The organism is Sphingomonas bisphenolicum (assembly GCF_024349785.1).
Lineage (GTDB): Bacteria > Pseudomonadota > Alphaproteobacteria > Sphingomonadales > Sphingomonadaceae > Sphingobium > Sphingobium bisphenolicum.
Genome location: NZ_AP018817.1, coordinates 2,713,278 through 2,730,820 on the forward strand (window position 1 = coordinate 2,713,278; position 17,543 = coordinate 2,730,820).

18 protein-coding genes are annotated in these 17,543 nt (G+C 65.0%); 5 read left to right on the forward strand and 13 right to left on the reverse strand.

Annotation, left to right across the window (positions count from 1 at the left end; all coding sequences use genetic code 11):
* Positions 1–82: 82 nt before the first annotated feature.
* Positions 83–319 (reverse strand): hypothetical protein, encoded by a 237-nt coding sequence (locus SBA_RS13455; RefSeq protein WP_129926133.1) that lies wholly within the window; start codon positions 317–319, stop codon positions 83–85.
* A gap of 175 nt (positions 320–494) precedes the next feature.
* Positions 495–1,622 (reverse strand): non-hydrolyzing UDP-N-acetylglucosamine 2-epimerase, encoded by a 1,128-nt coding sequence (gene wecB / locus SBA_RS13460; RefSeq protein ID WP_261934801.1) that lies wholly within the window; start codon positions 1,620–1,622, stop codon positions 495–497.
* A gap of 163 nt (positions 1,623–1,785) precedes the next feature.
* On the opposite strand from wecB, the gene SBA_RS13465 reads away from it, so the two are divergent.
* Positions 1,786–3,090, forward strand: a complete 1,305-nt coding sequence (locus SBA_RS13465) for a UDP-glucose dehydrogenase family protein (RefSeq protein WP_224549818.1) — start codon at positions 1,786–1,788, stop codon at positions 3,088–3,090.
* On the forward strand, positions 3,083–3,223 hold the full coding sequence (locus SBA_RS13470; protein WP_261934802.1) for a hypothetical protein: 141 nt from the start codon (positions 3,083–3,085) through the stop codon (positions 3,221–3,223). Before SBA_RS13465 ends, SBA_RS13470 begins: the two co-directional genes overlap by 8 nt.
* A gap of 15 nt (positions 3,224–3,238) precedes the next feature.
* On the opposite strand, the gene SBA_RS13475 is transcribed toward SBA_RS13470, so the two are convergent.
* Positions 3,239–4,099 (reverse strand): ABC transporter permease, encoded by an 861-nt coding sequence (locus SBA_RS13475; RefSeq protein ID WP_224549816.1) that lies wholly within the window; start codon positions 4,097–4,099, stop codon positions 3,239–3,241.
* Between the two features lie 117 nt (positions 4,100–4,216).
* On the opposite strand from SBA_RS13475, the gene SBA_RS13480 reads away from it, so the two are divergent.
* Positions 4,217–4,912 (forward strand): GcrA family cell cycle regulator, encoded by a 696-nt coding sequence (locus tag SBA_RS13480; protein ID WP_261934803.1) that lies wholly within the window; start codon positions 4,217–4,219, stop codon positions 4,910–4,912.
* A gap of 69 nt (positions 4,913–4,981) precedes the next feature.
* Here SBA_RS13480 and SBA_RS13485 read toward each other — a convergent pair whose 3' ends face one another.
* Positions 4,982–5,821 (reverse strand): outer membrane protein, encoded by an 840-nt coding sequence (locus tag SBA_RS13485; protein ID WP_261934804.1) that lies wholly within the window; start codon positions 5,819–5,821, stop codon positions 4,982–4,984.
* A gap of 157 nt (positions 5,822–5,978) precedes the next feature.
* Between SBA_RS13485 and parE the strand changes: the two genes are divergently transcribed.
* Both parE and SBA_RS13495 read left to right on the forward strand, forming a co-directional pair.
* On the forward strand, positions 5,979–7,955 hold the full coding sequence (gene parE / locus SBA_RS13490; RefSeq protein ID WP_224549811.1) for a DNA topoisomerase IV subunit B: 1,977 nt from the start codon (positions 5,979–5,981) through the stop codon (positions 7,953–7,955).
* Positions 7,952–9,271: a class A beta-lactamase-related serine hydrolase gene (locus tag SBA_RS13495; protein ID WP_261934805.1), complete on the forward strand. Its 1,320-nt coding sequence runs from the start codon at positions 7,952–7,954 to the stop codon at positions 9,269–9,271. Before parE ends, SBA_RS13495 begins: the two co-directional genes overlap by 4 nt.
* Here the strand turns inward: SBA_RS13495 and SBA_RS13500 are convergent.
* The 9 genes from SBA_RS13500 to SBA_RS13540 form a co-directional block, all read right to left on the reverse strand.
* Complete coding sequence (locus SBA_RS13500) at positions 9,252–9,662, reverse strand: hypothetical protein (RefSeq protein WP_261934806.1); 411 nt, start codon at positions 9,660–9,662, stop codon at positions 9,252–9,254. The two genes, SBA_RS13495 and SBA_RS13500, sit on opposite strands and share 20 nt — an antisense overlap.
* A 104-nt stretch (positions 9,663–9,766) precedes the next feature.
* Entirely contained in the window at positions 9,767–10,558 is a 792-nt protein-coding gene (locus SBA_RS13505; RefSeq protein ID WP_261934807.1) for a LysR family transcriptional regulator, read from the reverse strand.
* The gene (apaG, locus tag SBA_RS13510) at positions 10,555–10,953 is read right to left on the reverse strand and encodes a Co2+/Mg2+ efflux protein ApaG (RefSeq protein WP_261934808.1); all 399 of its coding nucleotides are present in this window, start codon (positions 10,951–10,953) and stop codon (positions 10,555–10,557) included. Before apaG ends, SBA_RS13505 begins: the two co-directional genes overlap by 4 nt.
* 32 nt (positions 10,954–10,985) lie before the next feature.
* A complete protein-coding gene (locus tag SBA_RS13515; protein ID WP_261934809.1) occupies positions 10,986–12,194 on the reverse strand; it encodes a trans-sulfuration enzyme family protein in 1,209 nt (402 codons plus the stop codon).
* A complete protein-coding gene (locus tag SBA_RS13520) occupies positions 12,191–13,189 on the reverse strand; it encodes a threonine dehydratase (RefSeq protein ID WP_261934810.1) in 999 nt (332 codons plus the stop codon). The genes SBA_RS13515 and SBA_RS13520 overlap by 4 nt, the downstream gene beginning before the upstream one ends.
* An 87-nt stretch (positions 13,190–13,276) precedes the next feature.
* A complete protein-coding gene (locus SBA_RS13525) occupies positions 13,277–13,696 on the reverse strand; it encodes a hemerythrin domain-containing protein (RefSeq protein WP_261934811.1) in 420 nt (139 codons plus the stop codon).
* Between the two features lie 82 nt (positions 13,697–13,778).
* Positions 13,779–14,822 (reverse strand): 3-isopropylmalate dehydrogenase, encoded by a 1,044-nt coding sequence (gene leuB, locus SBA_RS13530; protein WP_261934812.1) that lies wholly within the window; start codon positions 14,820–14,822, stop codon positions 13,779–13,781.
* 49 nt (positions 14,823–14,871) lie between these two features.
* Entirely contained in the window at positions 14,872–15,606 is a 735-nt protein-coding gene (recO, locus tag SBA_RS13535; RefSeq protein WP_261934813.1) for a DNA repair protein RecO, read from the reverse strand.
* Positions 15,607–15,655: 49 nt separating this feature from the next.
* Entirely contained in the window at positions 15,656–17,020 is a 1,365-nt protein-coding gene (locus SBA_RS13540) for an NAD-dependent succinate-semialdehyde dehydrogenase (protein ID WP_261936734.1), read from the reverse strand.
* Positions 17,021–17,543: the final 523 nt, after the last annotated feature.

The following is a 17,543-nucleotide window of genomic DNA, read 5'->3' on the forward strand; positions in this document are numbered from 1 at the left end:
TGAATTTGCCCGCTTTTCTGCCCGAAAATGCTAAAGATTTCGGTAACGCTGGCGATTCGCAAGCTAACGTACTGGTCAGCTTTCAGCGATAACGCGGCAGAGGCTGGCGCGCCATATGCATGGGCGAGCGAACGACCGGCGTGGTGATGATCTTGGTCTTCATCAGCGTGCGGATACGATCCGCGCCGTCGGGATTGAGCAGGACCACGCGCGTGCCGCCCGACGTCAGCGGCTCGATGGTCGAGATGGCGATGGCATGGCGAGCGCACAGCGCCGTGACATCGTCCAGCGGCGCGTTGAGATTGATGGCGCGGCTCATGCGGACATATCCATCGTACCGACGGTCGGGTTGAGATGAATCGATAAGGTCATGAGGCAGGCTCCTTGCGTGGCAAGCGGGAGCGCGATCTGTCTCTCGGTCGTGGCGAATGCTTGCGGGCAGGTTTCGCGGCGATGCCGTCCGGTAGCAGATAGCGCCCGCAGCGTCGCCGCTTTTATTCCGGCGCTGGGGCATCCGCGCCGATCAGCGCGGCGATTCGCGCCGCCGCCCGACCGTCGCCGAAGGGATTGTGCGCCCGCGCCATCGCCTGATAGGCGCCCTCATCATCCAGCAGCGCCAGCACCTCGCGCACGATGCGGTCGCGATCCGCGCCGACCAGCCTGGCCGTCCCTGCATCGACGCCTTCGGGCCGCTCGGTCGTCTCGCGCATCACCAGCACCGGCTTGCCGAGCGACGGCGCCTCCTCCTGCACGCCGCCGCTGTCCGTCAGCACGAGATGGCACAGGTCGAGCAATCGCACGAAATGCGGATAGTCGAGCGGCTCGATCATCGCGACATTGGGCAGGCCACCCAGCACCGCATCCATCACCGGCCGGACATTGGGATTGGGGTGGACAGGAAAGATCACCGCCACATCGGGTCGCGCAGCGATGTCCGCGATCGAGCGAGCGATCGCTTCCATGCCGCCGCCGAAATTCTCGCGCCGATGGCTGGTGACGGCAACGATCCGCTTGCCCGCGAAGCGTGCCGCCAGACCATCCAGGCCACTGGCCAGCGCCGGCTCCTCCAAGAGGCGATCGCGGGTCGCGAGCAGCGCGTCGATCACGGTGTTGCCGGTAATGTGGATGCTGGCAGCGTCGCGGCTTTCACGCAGCAGCGCATCGGCCGCCGCTTGGGTCGGCGCGAAATTCATGTCGGCGATACAGGCCACGACCCGGCGATTCACTTCTTCCGGCCAAGGATGGTGGATGTCGCCACTGCGCAGCCCGGCCTCCACATGGGCGACCGGAATCTTGCGATAATAGGCGGCCAGACTTGCGACCATCGTAGTGAGCGTGTCGCCATGGACGACGACGCGGTCGGGCTTTTCCGCATCGAAGGCCCTGCCTAGTTCGACGATCAGCTTTGCGGTCAGGCCGTCCAGCGTCTGGTTTGGCACCATGACGTCCAGATCGATATCGGGTACGATCCCGGCAATCTCCAGCACCTGGTCCAGCAGGCCGCGATGCTGCGCGGTCACGATAACGCGTGTCGTCACGCCCGGCTGCGCGCGCAGCGCATGGATCACCGGGAACATCTTGATCGCTTCGGGTCGCGTCCCGAACACCAGCGCTACCTTCACATCAACTCCTTTGCCTGCCGCTCCGTTCAGCCTGTCGCAGAAATTGGTAACCAGCGGCTGAACGCCATCGCCAAATTCACCGCTGCAACGCAGCGAATTGAAATATACGCGGACTATGATAGAGCCGCGCCTAGTCACCACGTCATACGGAGCTGAATAGTCCATGAAAATCACGATGATCGGCACGGGTTATGTTGGACTTGTGTCAGGAGCCTGTTTTGCGGATTTCGGTCATGACGTGGTGTGCGTGGACAAGGACGCGGGAAAGATCGCGGCGATCGAGTCCGGCCGGATGCCGATTTTCGAACCGGGGCTGGACAAGCTCGTGGGGGACAACGCCGCATCGGGCCGGCTGACCTTCACCACCGACCTGGCCGCCGGCGTCAAGGGCGCGGACGCGATCTTCATCGCGGTGGGCACGCCGTCGCGCCGGGGCGATGGCCATGCGGATCTCAGCTATGTCTATGCTGCGGCGCGGGAAATCGTGGCGGCGCTCGATGCGCCCGCGGTGATCGTGACCAAGTCAACCGTACCGGTCGGCACCGGCGATGAAGTCGAGCGGATCGCCCGCGAACTCAAGCCCGACCTTGATATTCAGGTCGTGTCCAACCCCGAATTCCTGCGCGAAGGCGCGGCTATCGGCGACTTCAAGCGGCCCGACCGCGTCGTCGTGGGCACCACCGGATCGGAGCGTGCAATCGCGGTGATGAGCCAGGTCTATCGCCCGCTCAACCTCAACCAGGCGCCTTTGATGTTCACCGGTCGCCGCACCGCCGAACTCATCAAATATGCCGCCAACGCCTTCCTGGCGACCAAGATCACCTTCATCAACGAGATGGCCGATCTGTGCGAAGCGGTCGGCGCCGAGGTGCAGGACGTGTCGCGCGGCATCGGGCTGGACAACCGTATCGGCTCCAAATTCCTGCACGCCGGGCCGGGCTATGGCGGCTCCTGCTTCCCCAAGGACACGCTGGCGCTGGTCAAGACGGGGCAGGATCATGACGCCCCGATCCGCATCGTCGAAACGGTGGTGCAGGTCAACGACCTGCGCAAGCGGGCGATGGGCCGCAAGATCGTCAAGGCGATGGGCGGCGACGCCCGCGGCAAGACGGTCGCGCTGCTGGGCCTGACCTTCAAGCCCAATACCGACGACATGCGCGACGCGCCCAGCCTCGCCATCGTCCAGGCTCTGGAGGATGCCGGTGCGAAGATCGTCGCCTATGATCCCGAAGGCATGGATGTCGCCGCGCCGATGATGCCCACCGTGACCATGGCCAAGGACGCCTATGAAGCAGCCGATGGCGCCGACGCCGTCGTGCTCGTCACCGAATGGGACATTTTCCGCGCACTCGATTTGAAGCGCCTCGCCGACACCATGACCGGCAAAGCGCTCATCGACCTGCGCAACATCTATCCCGCCAATGAGATCGCTGCTGCGGGACTCGCGCTCTCCCGCGTCGGTGGATAAGCAGAAGGCGGGGCGTCCCGGTGACGCCCCGCCTTCTCTGCACCCATGGCCCCGCCTGCATCACTGGCTGATCGCGGCGGCGATGCTGTTCGCGATGGGCATCGCCGTACCACTCTTCGCCGCCTTCATCTGAAGCGGCGCTGGTGGGTCAGGCCTTGATCTTCCAGCCGCGCTTGAGCAGCGCGTAGCATAGTCCGCCCAGCACCAGATTGAGCGCCAGCAACACGCTGCTGCCGACCACGACATTGGTGTCCGCCGCCGCTACGAAGCCGTAGCGGAAGCCGGAAATGATATAGAAGAAGGGATTGGCGTGGCTGATCGCCTGGAAGACCGGCGGCAACCGGTCGATTGAATAGAAGGTGCCCGACAACAGGGCGAGCGGGCCGATCACGAAATTGGTGATCGCCGCGCCATGATCGAATTTTTCCGCCCAGATCGATGTCAGTACGCCCAGAAAGGCAATGAAGCTGGTGCCGAGCAGGCCAAACCAGGCGACCGCCCACAGATGCGCGGGCGTGACATGGACGCCGGGCCACAAGGCCATGGCCAGCCACAGGGCGAAGCCGACGAACATCGCGCGCGTCACCGAGGATGCGACCAGCGCGAACAGCAATTCACCCACCGCGATCGGCGGCATCAGATAATCGACCAGCGTGCCCTGCACCTTGCCCACCATCAGCGCGAAGCTGGCATTGGCGAAACAGGCGTTGATCATACCCATGATGATGAGGCCCGGCGCGATGAAATCGGCGAAGGGCACCGCTTCGCCGCGCAGCAGCACGGTTCGCCCGCTGCCGCCCAGGGCCACGATGAAGATCACCAGGAACATCAGCGTCGTGATCGCCGGCGCCCAGACGGTCTGGAGTTGCACCTTCAGGAAGCGGCGTACTTCCTTGGCGTAGAGCGCCCAGGTGCCCGCCCAGTTGATGTTGCGGATCTGCGGGACGCCAGGCTCGGGGAAAGGCGGCTGGGCCGCAGGCGCGGCGTGAATTTTGGGCTGGTCGTTCATGGTGGGATCGACTATCGGCTGGTCCGTTATGCCGCAAGGGGGAAGGTCCAAGGATTTGAACCTGCGGCGTGGCTTCCCATATAGGGTGCCATAGAAGATTTGTGAGGAGTTTTTTCATTGTCCTGGACCGACGAGCGTATCGACCAGCTCAAGGGGATGTGGGAGCGCGGCCTGACCGCCAGCCAGATCGCCGATGAACTCGGCGGGGTCAGCCGCAATGCGGTGATCGGCAAGGCGCATCGCTTGGGCCTGCAATCCCGTCCTTCGCCGGTGAAGGCGAACGAGACGCCCAAGAAAGCGGCCGCCCCTGCCCAGCGCAAGCCCGCCGCCGCCCCGGACGTGGAAGCGCCCCGCGCCGCGGCGCCGGTCACCTCGCCCCCGGCTCCCGTGCGTGCGCCGGTCGCCCCGCCGCCAGCGCCTGCGATACCGGCCCCCGCGGCGGCGGCCGCCACGGACGCGCCGCCCCCGCCGCCGCAGCCCCGCATCATTTCGGTCGGGCCCGGCGGCTTCCTGCGCCAGGGTCCGGGCGACCAGCAGGCGCCGATTCCGCCCGCGCCGCCGCGCCGCCTGGTGCCGGCCAAGCCGAGCGCCGAGATTGCGGACAAGACGACGCTGCTCGACCTGACCGAACGGATCTGCAAATGGCCGATGGGGCATCCGGGTGAACCCGATTTCCATTTCTGCGGTGAGCAGGTGAATCCCGGATTTCCCTATTGCGTCGAACATTGCGGCCGCGCCTATCAGGCGCAACTGCCGCGCGGCACGCGCCGCCCGCCTCCACCCCTGCCCTTCGGCGGTCCGCGGGTGCGCTGATCCTTCACGCCAGACACAAGAAAGGCCCGGCTTCCATCTGGAAACCGGGCCTTTCTTTATTGAATATATTCAGAAGCGGAAGCTGGTGGTCACCATCACGCTCTGCGTGTCGAACTTGTCGCCACGATTGATGCTGGCGCCGCCCGACGGGGTGATGCGGAACGGATTGGTAGCCGGGGCCGTGCCCGCGCCGACATCTACGCGATAGTCGCCGACATTGTAGCGGGTCCACAGATAACGCGCGCCGATGGAGAAGTTGTTCGACACCTTGGCCTCGATACCACCACCCATGGTGTAGCCCCAGCCATCTTCCTTCCGATCAACTTCGGTGAAGCTGTTGGCGCCGTTGCTGGTGCTGAAGCTGTTCTTCACCTTCGCATAGGCAAGACCGCCGGTGATATAGGGCATGATGCCGCCGGGAGTCGTGTAACCCAGACGGGCACGCAGATTGGCGTTATAATCGATCCGGCGGGTCATGGTGTAGAAGGCCGGCGTGGTCGAATATTCGGTCACGCTGTCGCTGATATAAGCCTTGCCGGCTTCGGCAACGACGCCCGCAACGATGCTGCCGAACTGTCGGTCATAACCGACATGGCCCATCCAGCCGATTGCGTCCTTGTCGCTGGAGCAACCGCTGGCCGGAGTCGACCCCCGCGCCGCGCCGCCGCATGTGCCGGGCGAGAAGGCGTTGGCGCCCGTGCCGGTTCTTATAACGTCGTCATAATCGCCGTCAGCATCGGAATCGAAGCGCAGATGTTCGGCGCCATCCTTCTTCTGCCAGTTATAACCGAAAGAGCCACCGACATACGGTCCCGTCCAGTCCACCGGTGCGCTGTCCTGGGCAACCGCAGGCATCGCCAGGACGAGCGCCAGGGTGGCGCCAAGCGGCGCAATAAAGTTGGTCTTCATTTATTAGTCTCCTCGCCGGACCGGCCGTTTTCTGCCCGTCTTCTCCCCGCTAACGAGCCCGCCATGCTTTTTGTTTCAATTCCCTTTGTGACATATCGTTTCTGCCCGACATGGCTCGACGCTTGCGCCCGCCGCGCGCCCGCTTATAGCTTGTCGCATGTCCGAAGACCTGTTCGCCGCCAACACTCCCGCCACGCCGCAATATGACGCTTCCACCATCGAGGTGCTGGAGGGACTGGAGCCGGTGCGTCGCCGCCCCGGCATGTATATCGGCGGCACCGACGAGCGTGCGCTGCACCATCTGGCGTCCGAAGTGCTGGACAACAGCATGGACGAAGCGGTGGCCGGTCACGCCACCCGGATCGAGGTGACGCTGGAGGCCGGCAACAAGCTGACCATCACCGACAATGGCCGCGGCATCCCGGTGGACGCACATCCCAAATTTCCCGGCAAATCGGCGCTGGAGGTGATCCTGACCACGCTCCATTCGGGCGGCAAATTCGAGGGCAAGGCCTATGCCACCTCAGGCGGCCTGCATGGCGTGGGCATTTCCGTGGTCAATGCGCTGTCGACCGATACGGTGGTCGAAGTGGCGCGCAACAAGGAATTGTTCCGCCAGAAATTTGCGCGAGGCTTGCCCGTCACGACGCTGGAAAAGGTCGGCGCGGCGCCCAACCGGCGCGGCACGCTGGTCAGTTTCGTGCCGGACACCGAGATTTTCGGCGAACAGAAGTTCAAGCCGGCCCGGCTGCATCGGCTTGCCCGGTCCAAGGCCTATCTGTTTGCGGGCGTCGAAATCCGCTGGAAATGCGATCCGTCGCTGATCAGCGACGATACGCCGGCCGAAGCCGTGTTCCAGTTTCCCGGCGGCCTGGCCGACCATCTGAAGGAACAGGTGGGCGACCGCGATTGCGCGACCAGTGTCTTCTTTTCGGGCAATCAGGATTTCCCCGGCACCGCGGGCCGGGTCGAATGGGCGGTCGCCTGGCCGCTCTGGTCGGACGGCAGCTATAGCTGGTATTGCAACACCATTCCGACACCCGACGGCGGCACCCACGAAGCGGGACTGCGCGCCGCGCTGGTCAAGGGCATCCGCGCCTTTGCCGAACTGATCGGACAGAAGAAGGGCAAGGACATCACCGCCGATGACATCATGACGTCATCGGAAATCATGCTGTCCGTCTTCATCCGCGATCCGCAGTTTCAGAGTCAGACCAAGGATCGGCTGACCAGCCCCGACGCCGCGCGACTGGTAGAAAATGCGGTGCGCGACCATTTCGACCATTATCTGACCGACCATATGGATCGGGGCAAGGCGCTGCTCGCCTATGTGCTCGACCGCATGGACGAGCGCCTCAAGCGCAAGCAGGAGAAAGAGGTCAAGCGCAAGACCGCGACCAATAGCCGCAAGCTCCGCCTACCCGGCAAGCTGACGGATTGTTCGAACGATGACCCGGAAGGCGCTGAAATCTTTTTGGTCGAAGGCGATAGCGCCGGCGGTTCCGCCAAGCAGGCGCGCGATCGCAAGACCCAGGCGATCCTGCCCCTGCGCGGCAAGATATTGAACGTCGCGTCCGCCAATAACGCCAAGATCCTGGCCAATCAGGAAATCGCCGACATGATCCTGGCGCTGGGCTGCGGCACGCGCAAGGACTGCAACCCGGACAATCTGCGCTACGAGCGCATCGTCATCATGACCGACGCCGACGTGGACGGCGCGCATATCGCGACGCTCCTGATGACCTTCTTCTTCCAGGAAATGCCTGAACTGGTACGGCGCGGCCATCTCTATCTCGCCCAGCCGCCGCTCTATCGGCTGGTGGCGGGCGGCAAGAGCCTCTACGCCAAGGACGACGCCCATCGCGAACAGCTCATGGCCAAGGAGTTCAAGGGCAAGAAGGTGGAGGTCAGCCGCTTCAAGGGGCTGGGCGAAATGAACCCGATGCAGTTGCGCGAAACCACCATGGACCCCAAGACCCGAATGCTGATCCGCATCACCCTGCCCGACGATATCGAGGATCGGCAGCAGGTGCGCGATCTGGTCGACCGGCTGATGGGCACCAACCCCGCGCATCGCTTCGCCTTCATCCAGGAAAATGCCGCCGCGGTGGACGAGGAAGCGATCGACGCTTGAAGGACGGGCGCACCTCTGCCCTGAAGTCGGTGCGCCTGGCCATGCTGCCTCGCCTTATCGCTGGCTTATGGATGCTGATCGCCATGTTCGTGTCCCCTGCACAGGCAGCCCCCTCCCCGGCCTATCAGGCTCGCGCGGAACAGTTGCTCGCCATCCTCGGCGCTACGGGCGGCGAGGAGGCCTATTTCTCCACGCTCTTTCTGGAAGCCGTGCCGGTCGACCGCTGGCGCGCCATCGCCGCCGACCTGCGCGCCCAGCATGGCAAACCGCTGGCGCTGGGCGCGGTGCGGACCGACAGCGCCACCGCGGGTCAGGTCGAAATTCGCTATGAGCGCGCGACCGTGGGCTTCACCCTGGTCGTCGCGCCGCAAGCGCCCAATCTGGTCGTCGGCCTGCATATCGTCGGTGCCCGTACCGCCAATGACAGCCTGGACAAGGTGATGGCGGAGATCGCCGCCCTGCCCGGCACCACCGCCTTCGCGATCGCGCAACTGACCGATATGGGTCCGCAGTCGCTGCGCACCCATCGCGCCGACGCGCAGATGGCGACAGGCTCCAGCTTCAAACTCTATATTCTCGCCGAACTGGCGCGCGCGGCGGCGGGCGAGCGGCGCTGGAGCGACGTCATTCCGCTCGGCCCGAAAAGCTTCTCCGGGCGGCTGCTGAACTGGCCCGACCGCGCGCCGATGACGCTGCACAGCCTCGCCACAGCGATGATCGCCGAAAGCGACAATAGCGCGAGCGATACGCTGCTGCGCGCGCTGGGGCGGGATCGGGTAGACGCCATGCTGGCCACGACCGGCCATGCCGATGCGGCCAAGGTGCTGCCGATCCTGAGCACCGCCGAAGCCTTCGCGCTCAAAATGCCGGCCAATGCCGATCTGCGCCGCCGCTACGAAGCGGGATCGCTCGCTGACCGTCGCGGGCTGCTGCACGATGCGGCTCCCCGTCTGACTGCCGACAAGGTGGACGTAGGCAGCGTGGCTGAAATTCCCACAGCGATCGACAGCATCGAATGGTTCGCATCATCAAGGGACATGATCGGCCTGCTCGACTGGCTGCGCCTGCATGGCGGCGACGCGCTGTCGGTCCTGGCCGTCAACCCCGGCATCGCGCCCGCCGATGCGAAACGCTGGCGCTATCTGGGCTATAAGGGCGGCAGCGAACCCGGCGTGATGGCGATGAACGTGCTGGCGCAGGCGCGCAACGGCCGCTGGTATGCGGCCAGCGCCAGTTGGAACAACCCCGCCGCGCGGCTGGACGAACCAAAGCTGGTAGCGCTGATGACGAGGGCGCTTAACCTGCTGGCGGAATAGGGCCTACCTGCTCCGCCGACGCGAGATCGGCTTCTTCCGCCACCCAGGCCTGCGCCTCCTCCATGGTCAGGAAGACACGCACCCTGGGATGGACCAGGGTGCGTTCCGCTTGCGCTCTGTTCAACTGGCTGCCGACGACCACCGCCGTGCGTCCGCTGGTAAGCGTCATGCCCCCGCGCATGATGCCGGCGAGCAGATCGGCGACGTCGTTCGCCTGCACCGGGAATTCGAAGGATTCGACGATGACGTTGAAATCGTCACGGATCGCCTTGGCCTGATTGGCCTTCGCTCCCACTTCCTTGGCGAGGGCCACCACATTGTCCGCATTCCAGAAGCCTTCGACCTTCATCATCAGGCAATTGGCGCGGGGGTCATATTCTACATGAAACATCGGCGCCTCGGTCTGTGGCCAGGCACGACCTTAAAAGCCGTAACATATTGGTCCATGGCCGCTTTTCACGGACATTGCCAATCATCATCGCCCAATGGAGCGACTTAGCTCGTCAGCGCCTCGACCAGCGCCTTGACCTTCTTCTGCCGCCACTGCGGCAGCGGCGCGATCAGCCAGTAAGCGAGCAAGGTCGGCGTCGTATCGCCCACCTGCCGCACCCGGCCGGCCACCAGGTCCGCCTGCGCCAGCAACAGCGGCACCCGCGCCCGGCCAAAGCCGCTGACCGCCGCCTCGATCGCCAGGCCGCCGTCGGCGACGCGGATGATCGCGGGCTTGTCGCCCGCCGGGCAACCGGGCCAGTCGATGCGATGGTCGGGGCCACCGGCCGCCGCCTCGACCGTGACATAGGCAGCTTCGCCGATCTTGACGCCTTCATGCTCGCCTGCACCGTCGGCCAGACGTATGGCGATGTCGAGATTGGCTTCGGTAAAGTCGAGCGCCTCGTCTGCGGCGATCAATTGGAAAGTCAGGTCGGACTGGCCGGCGGCATAGGCGGCCAGTCGCGGCTGGAGCCATTTTCCGGTGATGTCGCGCGGCGCGGCGATGGTCAGCGCATGGCTGGACTGGCCCGCCTGCATCGCCCGCACCGCTTCCTCAAACTCCAGGAAACCGGCGCGCAGCGCGTCGAGCCCCGCCTCCGTCTCCGGCGTCAGTTCCAGCCCCTTGGGCGTGCGGCGAAACAGGACGACGCCCAGCATGTCCTCCAGTGCGCGAATCTGCTGCCCCACGGCGGCCGGCGTTACCGCCAGTTCGTCCGCGGCGCGGGTGAAGGACAGGTGCCGCGCGGCGGCATCCAGCACGCGCAGGCCGTTGAGCGGCAAATGGGTCCGCTTCATTCGGCCACCGCCGGCGCGATGAGCGCGAAATGCGGGATCGCCACGTCGAACGTCTCGCCGCCGACGCCTATCATGCGATAGCTGCCCTTCATCGACCCGGTCGGCGTATTGAGAGGGCAAACCGATACATAGTCATAACTTTTCCCCGGCTGCACCACCGGCTGTTCACCGACCACACCATCGCCATCGACCATATGCTGCGCGCCGCGCCCGTCGGTGATGATCCAGTGGCGGGTCAGGAGCTGTACCGGCTGGTCACCCTGATTTTCGATACGGATATGATAGGCCCAGAACCAGCGGCCCCGGTCCGGCTCCGACTGTTCGGGCAGGAAGGTGACCGCGACATGGACGATGATGTCCCGCGTGGTGGCGTGGAAGGGGAAGAGCGCGTTCACGTCTCAGAAATGCGCCCTAACCCCCTCATTCGTCAACGCCCTATCGACCGCAGCGCCTGATCGAGGTCGGCGATGACGTCGTCTGCATCCTCCAGCCCGACATTAAGGCGCAGCATGTCTTCGGTGATGCCGACTTCCAGCCGCGCCGCTTCGGCCATGCCGAAATGGGTGGTCGATGCCGGATGAGTCATCAGCGAACGCGAATCGCCGATATTGTTGCTGATATCGACCAGTTCCAGGCCATTGAGCAGGCCATGCGCCTCCGCCCGGCCACCGCCGACATAAAGCGAGAAGATCGGGCCGGCCATGGCCATCTGACTCATGGCGAGCGCGTGCTGGGGATGGCTTTCGAGGCCGGGATACAGAACCTTGGCGACGCGCCCTTCCAGAAAGGCGGCGACCTTGAGCGCGTTTTCGCTCTGGCGGCGGATGCGCAGGTCGAGCGTTTCCAGCCCCTTGAGCACCACCCACGCGTTGAACGCGGCCAGCGTCGGCCCGGTATTGCGATGGAAGGGCAGCAGGACATTGTCGATCCAGTCGCGCGAGCCGCAAATGGCGCCGGCGAGGACGCGGCCCTGCCCGTCCATCATCTTGGTCGCGCTATAGGCGACGACATCCGCACCGAAGTCCATCGGCCGTTGCAGCGCGGGCGTCGCGAAAGCGTTGTCGACGACGCTGGTGATGCCATGCGCCTTGGCGATGGCGCAGACCGCCGCCAGATCGACCACGTCCATCGTCGGATTGGCCGGGGTTTCGAAGAAGAAGACCTTGGTATTGGGCCGGATCGCCGCTTCCCAGGCCGCGGTGTCGCTGCCATCGATCGTCGTCGTTTCGATGCCGAACTTGGGCAGCAGCGTATCGGTCAGCCAGCGGCACGAGCCGAAGGCCGCCTTGGCGCCGACGACATGGTCGCCCGCGGACAATTGGCACAGCAAAGCCGCGGTCATCGCTGCCATGCCGGTGGCGGTGGCGCGGCAGGCTTCTGCCCCTTCGAGCAGGGCGATCCGCTGTTCCAGCATCTCCACGGTCGGGTTCTGGAGGCGGCTATAGGTCATGCCGACCTGTTCGCCGGCGAACCGCGCGGCGGCGTCTTCCGCCCGGTCGTAGCTGTAGCCGCTGGTCAGGAACAGGGCTTCGGACGTCTCGCCATATTCGCTGCGCGCCGTGCCGCCGCGGATCGCCAGCGTCGCGGGCTTCCAGTTCCTGGTGATGTCGGGATTTTGTCCGCTCTTGCGCTTCATATCGCTTTCCGCATGTCCTGATTCACTTGCGGCGTGGCGCCGCCCAATATCTCGGCCATCTGGCTCATGTCGCCATTACCGCCCGAGAGGATAACCGCAACCTTCTTGCCGCGCATTCGGTCCTTTTCCTGCAAGAGCGCGGCCAGAGCGACGGCGCCCGCCCCTTCGGCGAGGTTATGCGTATCCTGCCAGTAGATACGGATCGCCTGCGCCACCTCATCGTCGGTGACGTCCACGAAACGGTCGGCGCGCGACCCGAAATAGTCAAGCGCCGCCTGGACGGGGGTGCAGACCGCGACGCCGTCGGCAAAGGTATAGGCGGTTGGGCTGGAGATCAGCCGTCCGGCTTCGAAGCTACGCTTTGCCGCATCGACATGGGCGGACACCACGCCGACGACCCTAGTCTTGAGGCCCAATGCGTCGCGCGCAGCGATCGTGCCGCACAGGCCCGATCCGCAACCGACCGGGACATAGACGGTGTCGAGGTCGGGCACCGCGTCGAACAGTTCCAGCCCGTAGCTGGCGACGCCGCGCACCAGTTCGTCATGATAGGCCGGGACCATGAACAGGCCCTGCTGCGCCGACAGACGGATCGCTTCGGCTTTGGCGCTGTCGAAATCATGTCCATGTTCGATCAATGTCGCGCCGAATGCGCGCATCGCCGCGTTCTTTTCAAGCGCATTGCCGTGCGGCACGACGATGGTGGCGGAGATGCCGGCGGCGGTGGCGGCGCGCACCTGCGCCTGTCCGTGATTGCCGCGGGTCGCGGTGATGATGCCCTTCACTTCCGGATGGGTACGCCGCAGCCAGTCGATATAGGTGATCGCGCCCCGCGCCTTGAACGCGCCGGTAGGGGTGTGATTCTCATGCTTGACCCAAAGGTCGCAGCCGGACCGCTGGCCCAGCAGCGGCCAGGCGTATTGCGGGGTGGGCGGCACTTGCGCATGTACCATCTGGGCGGCGGCGCGGAGGCTGGACAGGGGAAAATCGGTCATCGCAACGCCCTATCGATCGCGCAGGCGCGACGACAGGACCGATGCTGCGCAATTGGCCCTGTAACTGGCCCTTCCCGACCAGTCCTGTTAAGCGGCCCGGCGCGGCGCCTCGGCCATCAGCGGGTGCAGATGCCGCTCTTCCCACGCCATGCGGTCGAGCAGGCCCTGCTGCAATTCCAGCACGGAGTCACGATAGCCCGACCAGTCCCGTTCGATCCGGGCGGGTGTCCAGCTCTTGATATGGTCGCTGTAGCGCAGGAACAGCGCGACCATGGCGCGGCTATGGTCGCGCGCGACCGGATCGGACTGCACCGCCGTCCGCCCGGTGCGCAAGGCGACGACCAAGGCGTCCTCGCGGCCCATATGATCGCGGAACAGCTGGGAAAAGGCGATGCGTCTGCGGGTGATGTCCGGCAGCGCCTCGGGCCCCTGCGTGCGCATGACATGCGCAAATTCCCGCATCATGCCCCGCAAGGCATCATGATCCTGTCTCAATTCCGTCGGCATTATGCGTCCCCATTTTCCGATTAGATCGGACCGGGGACGCAAAGATTAAGTCCATCCGAGACTTATGCGACGAACCGAGCGGTCAGAGCACAGCCAGAACCGCGTCGCCCATCTCCACGGTCGACATGGTCCCGCCCAGATCGGGCGAGCGCGCGCCGTCGGCCAGCGCCTTGGCCACAGCGGTTTCGATCCGGTCGGCCTGTTCGGGCAGGTTCAGCGAATAGCGCAGCATCATCGCCGCCGACAGGATCGTCGCGAGCGGATTGGCCTTGCCGGTGCCGGCGATATCGGGGGCGGAGCCATGGATCGGCTCGTAAAGGCCCTGGCCGCCGCCGTTCAGCGTGGCCGAGGCCAGCATCCCGATGGAGCCGACGCACATGCTGGCCTGGTCGGAGAGGATATCGCCGAACAGATTGCCGGTGACGATGACGTCGAACTGGCCGGGGTTGCGGACCAGCTGCATCGCGGCATTGTCCACATACATGTGGCTCAGCGCCACGTCGGGATAGTCGGCCGACACGGCGATCACCACGTCGCGCCAGAGCTGGCTGGTTTCCAGTACATTGGCCTTGTCCACCGAGCAGAGCTTGCCGCGACGGGCGCGGGCCGCTTCGAAGCCCGCAATGGCGATGCGGCGCACTTCGGCTTCGTTGTACGACATCACGTCATAGCCTTCGCGCAGGCCGTCGGCGGTGGTGCGGAAGCCCTTTTCGCCGAAATAGACGTCGCCATTGGTTTCGCGGACGATCAGCAGGTCAATGGCGCTGGCGACTTCGGGGCGCAGCGCGGATTCGTCGGCCAGTTCGGGGAAGACCTTGGCCGGGCGCAGGTTGGAGAAGAGGCCCAATTCCTTGCGCAAGCCCAATATCGCCTGTTCGGGGCGCAGGTGGCGGTCCAGCGAATCGCAGTCGGGATCGCCGACCGCGCCGAACAATATGGCGTCTGCGCGCCTGGCGATCTCCAGCGTTTCGGGCGGCAGCGGATGACCGACCGCCTTATAGGCCGCGCCGCCGACCAGTCCGTCCTCATAGGTCAGGCCATCGATCGCCAGCGCATCGAGCACGCGGGTTGCCTGTGCGACGATTTCGGGACCGATGCCGTCTCCGGGGAACAGGGCGATCAACATGGCGAGACTCCTTATATTGCGTGGCTGCCCCTTATGGAGACAGGAGGTTTCACGCAACCGCCCTTTTCAGCCGGTCGACCAGTCTTTCGCGCGCAGCGAGGATGTCGGCGCGCCGATCGATCAGGATGGAGCGTTCGAGGAAGAAGCCGGTGAGGCGCAGCCCGTCCAATATCTGCGTCCAGTCGCCCATGCCGCCTTTGATCAGGAAGGGGGGCAGCGGCAGCAACCGGGCTTCATAGCCGACCGCCGCCGCGCGGCTGACCGCTGCGGCGCTGCGCGGGCTGACATAGGCCAGGTCGTGCACGTCGCCCCCGACAGCGCAGCGCGTCAGGTCGAGTCCGAAGCCCAGTTCGGCAAGCAGCAGCAATTCGTAGCGCACCAGCGCCACCGCCCAGCCGCGCGCCGCCGGGGCCGCCTCCACCGCGCCCAGCACGCCGTCGAGCGCCTGATGCAAGGCGGGATAGGGCGTACCTTCCGGCAGCGCCGCGGCAGTCAGGGCGCAGCTCCAGTCGATCGCCACCGCCGGCAGCGGTTCAGCCAGCAGCGGCGCGCGGCTCTGCGCCAGTTCGACAGTCAGGCCAGCCAGTTGATCCTCGGTGCGGGCGCGGAAATCGGCCTTCACGATATTGCCGGGAAGCAGCACCGGGCGCAAAGCCCGCGACCGACCGCCACGGACATAGCCCGGCAGCAGGCCATGATCGGGCGTCAGCAACCGCACGATCGCACCATGTTCGCCATGATGGCGCACGGCGCAAACGATCGCGGTGGTGCTGAGGCTGGGCATGGCGCCTGTCTGTACGTTCTAGCATCCCGATAGGAAAGCGGTTCGCCGATCATCCGCTCCGATAGACGCTCTTCAAATTCATGAATTCGTGCAGCCCGAACGGGCCGAGTTCGCGGCCATGGCCCGAGCGTTTGACGCCGCCGAAAGGGGCTTCGGGGGCGGAGGCCAGCATCTGGTTCACCGCCGTCATACCGGCCTGGATGTCGCGGATGAAGCGCGCCTCTTCCGTCGCGTCCGTGGTCCAGACCGACGAACCGAGGCCGAAGGGGATGCCATTGGCGATGGCAATCGCGTCGTCGATGTCCGCGGCCCGGAACAGCATGGCGATGGGGCCGAAAATCTCTTCCCCCATCAAGGCGGGGTCGGTGGGCACATCGGTCAATATGCCGGCGGTCATGTAGGCGCCGGGACCGGGCAGCGTTTCACCACCGATCAGGGTCGCGCCGGCGGCCTGCATCTTCCGGACCTGTTCCTGCACGGTGCGGCGCTGTTCTTCGCTGGACAGTGGACCCATGTCGCTGTCCGGGTCGAAAGGATCGCCGGCCTTTACCGCTGCCATCGCGGCCGAGAAGCGGTCCAGAAAGGCGTCATAGATATCGGTATGGACGATCATCCGCTTGCCGCAGATGCAGGACTGGCCGCTATTCTGGACCCGCGCCGTTACCGCCTGCTTGACCGCCGCGTCGAGATCGGCCGAGGGCATGACGATGAACGGGTCCGCGCCGCCCAGTTCCAGCACCACCTTCTTGAGCGCCCTGCCCGCCTGTTCCGCCACGGCGCGGCCCGCGCCCTCGCTGCCGGTCAGGGTGACGGCGGCGACGCGATCGTCGGCGATGATCGCCGCCACCGCGTCCGAGCGGATCGGCAGGTTCTGGAACAGGCCATCGGGCGCGCCAGCCACGCCCATCATCTCCTGCATCAGCGCGGCGACGCCCTGTACATTGCTGGCATGTTTGAGCAGGCCGACATTGCCGGCGAGGATGCAAGGGGCAAGGAAGCGGGCGACCTGCCAATAGGGGAAATTCCACGGCATCACCGCCAGCACGGGGCCGATCGGCAGCCAGACATAATCGGCCTTGCCGCCAGCGGCCAGCGGGATGCTGCCGCCATCCAGCATGGCGGTGCCGGCTTGCGCATAATGGCGGAAGGCGGCGACGCATTTGTCGACCTCCGCCAGCGCGGATTTCAGCGTCTTGCCCATTTCCAGAGTCGCCATGCGGGCGAGGCGGTCACGGTTATCGTGATAGGAGTCGGCCAATGCGGTGAGAAGCGCGACGCGATCCGCGATGGGGGTGGTCCGCCATGTCGCGAAGGTCGCGGTCGCTTGGTCGAGCGCGGCGTCGATCTGCGCTTCGGTGAATTGTTCGTGAGTGGCGATCTCTTCTCCGGTGGCGGGGTTGATGCTTTTCATGATCGGCTCCGGGGTGATTCGGGTGGGGGAAGGCGATGCGGGCCGCCTTTGCAGGGTCACAACGCGGTCATGGTGCCGAAGTTCACACCGTTCTGGATATGGAAAACGCGAGAAAATGGGGCGAATTGTAACGGCGACGCGATCGCCGCGCGACTGGCGCGCGCCGCCTACGCGCCGGTCAGGTCATAGGCACGCGCCCATGACGCGCCGGGTGGGTCATTGTGACGCGCCAATTGGGTCACAAATTTTTCGGTGTAGGCGAGTGGGGCCAAGGGGCGCGCGCGGATCATCCGACAGGTTAGATCAGAGAAAATCCTACATTGTTAGCCCGTGTAGCCGGTTGTCTGCGGGGGGAATGTAACGGGATGCCGGGTCAAGCCCGGCATCACGGGAGCGGCGTTACTGCAAACGACCAGAGGCAAATATATAAGCATCGTCACCCAGAACTTGTTTAAGGGTCCATTCCTCCGGATGGAGCAATGGTTTATTCGGCCTGATGGATGCTGAAACAAGTTCAGCATGACGC

Bases quoted from the DNA above. Each gene is read 5' to 3' on its own strand.
- SBA_RS13455 (WP_129926133.1), bottom strand. From the start codon at position 319: ATGAGCCGCGCCATCAATCTCAACGCGCCGCTGGACGATGTCACGGCG.
- SBA_RS13465 (WP_224549818.1), top strand. From the start codon at position 1,786: ATGAAAATCACGATGATCGGCACGGGTTATGTTGGACTTGTGTCAGGA.
- SBA_RS13475 (WP_224549816.1), bottom strand. From the start codon at position 4,099: ATGAACGACCAGCCCAAAATTCACGCCGCGCCTGCGGCCCAGCCGCCT.
- SBA_RS13485 (WP_261934804.1), bottom strand. From the start codon at position 5,821: ATGAAGACCAACTTTATTGCGCCGCTTGGCGCCACCCTGGCGCTCGTC.
- parE (WP_224549811.1), top strand. From the start codon at position 5,979: ATGTCCGAAGACCTGTTCGCCGCCAACACTCCCGCCACGCCGCAATAT.
- SBA_RS13500 (WP_261934806.1), bottom strand. From the start codon at position 9,662: ATGTTTCATGTAGAATATGACCCCCGCGCCAATTGCCTGATGATGAAG.
- SBA_RS13505 (WP_261934807.1), bottom strand. From the start codon at position 10,558: ATGAAGCGGACCCATTTGCCGCTCAACGGCCTGCGCGTGCTGGATGCC.
- SBA_RS13515 (WP_261934809.1), bottom strand. From the start codon at position 12,194: ATGAAGCGCAAGAGCGGACAAAATCCCGACATCACCAGGAACTGGAAG.
- SBA_RS13520 (WP_261934810.1), bottom strand. From the start codon at position 13,189: ATGACCGATTTTCCCCTGTCCAGCCTCCGCGCCGCCGCCCAGATGGTA.
- SBA_RS13525 (WP_261934811.1), bottom strand. From the start codon at position 13,696: ATGCCGACGGAATTGAGACAGGATCATGATGCCTTGCGGGGCATGATG.
- leuB (WP_261934812.1), bottom strand. From the start codon at position 14,822: ATGTTGATCGCCCTGTTCCCCGGAGACGGCATCGGTCCCGAAATCGTC.
- recO (WP_261934813.1), bottom strand. From the start codon at position 15,606: ATGCCCAGCCTCAGCACCACCGCGATCGTTTGCGCCGTGCGCCATCAT.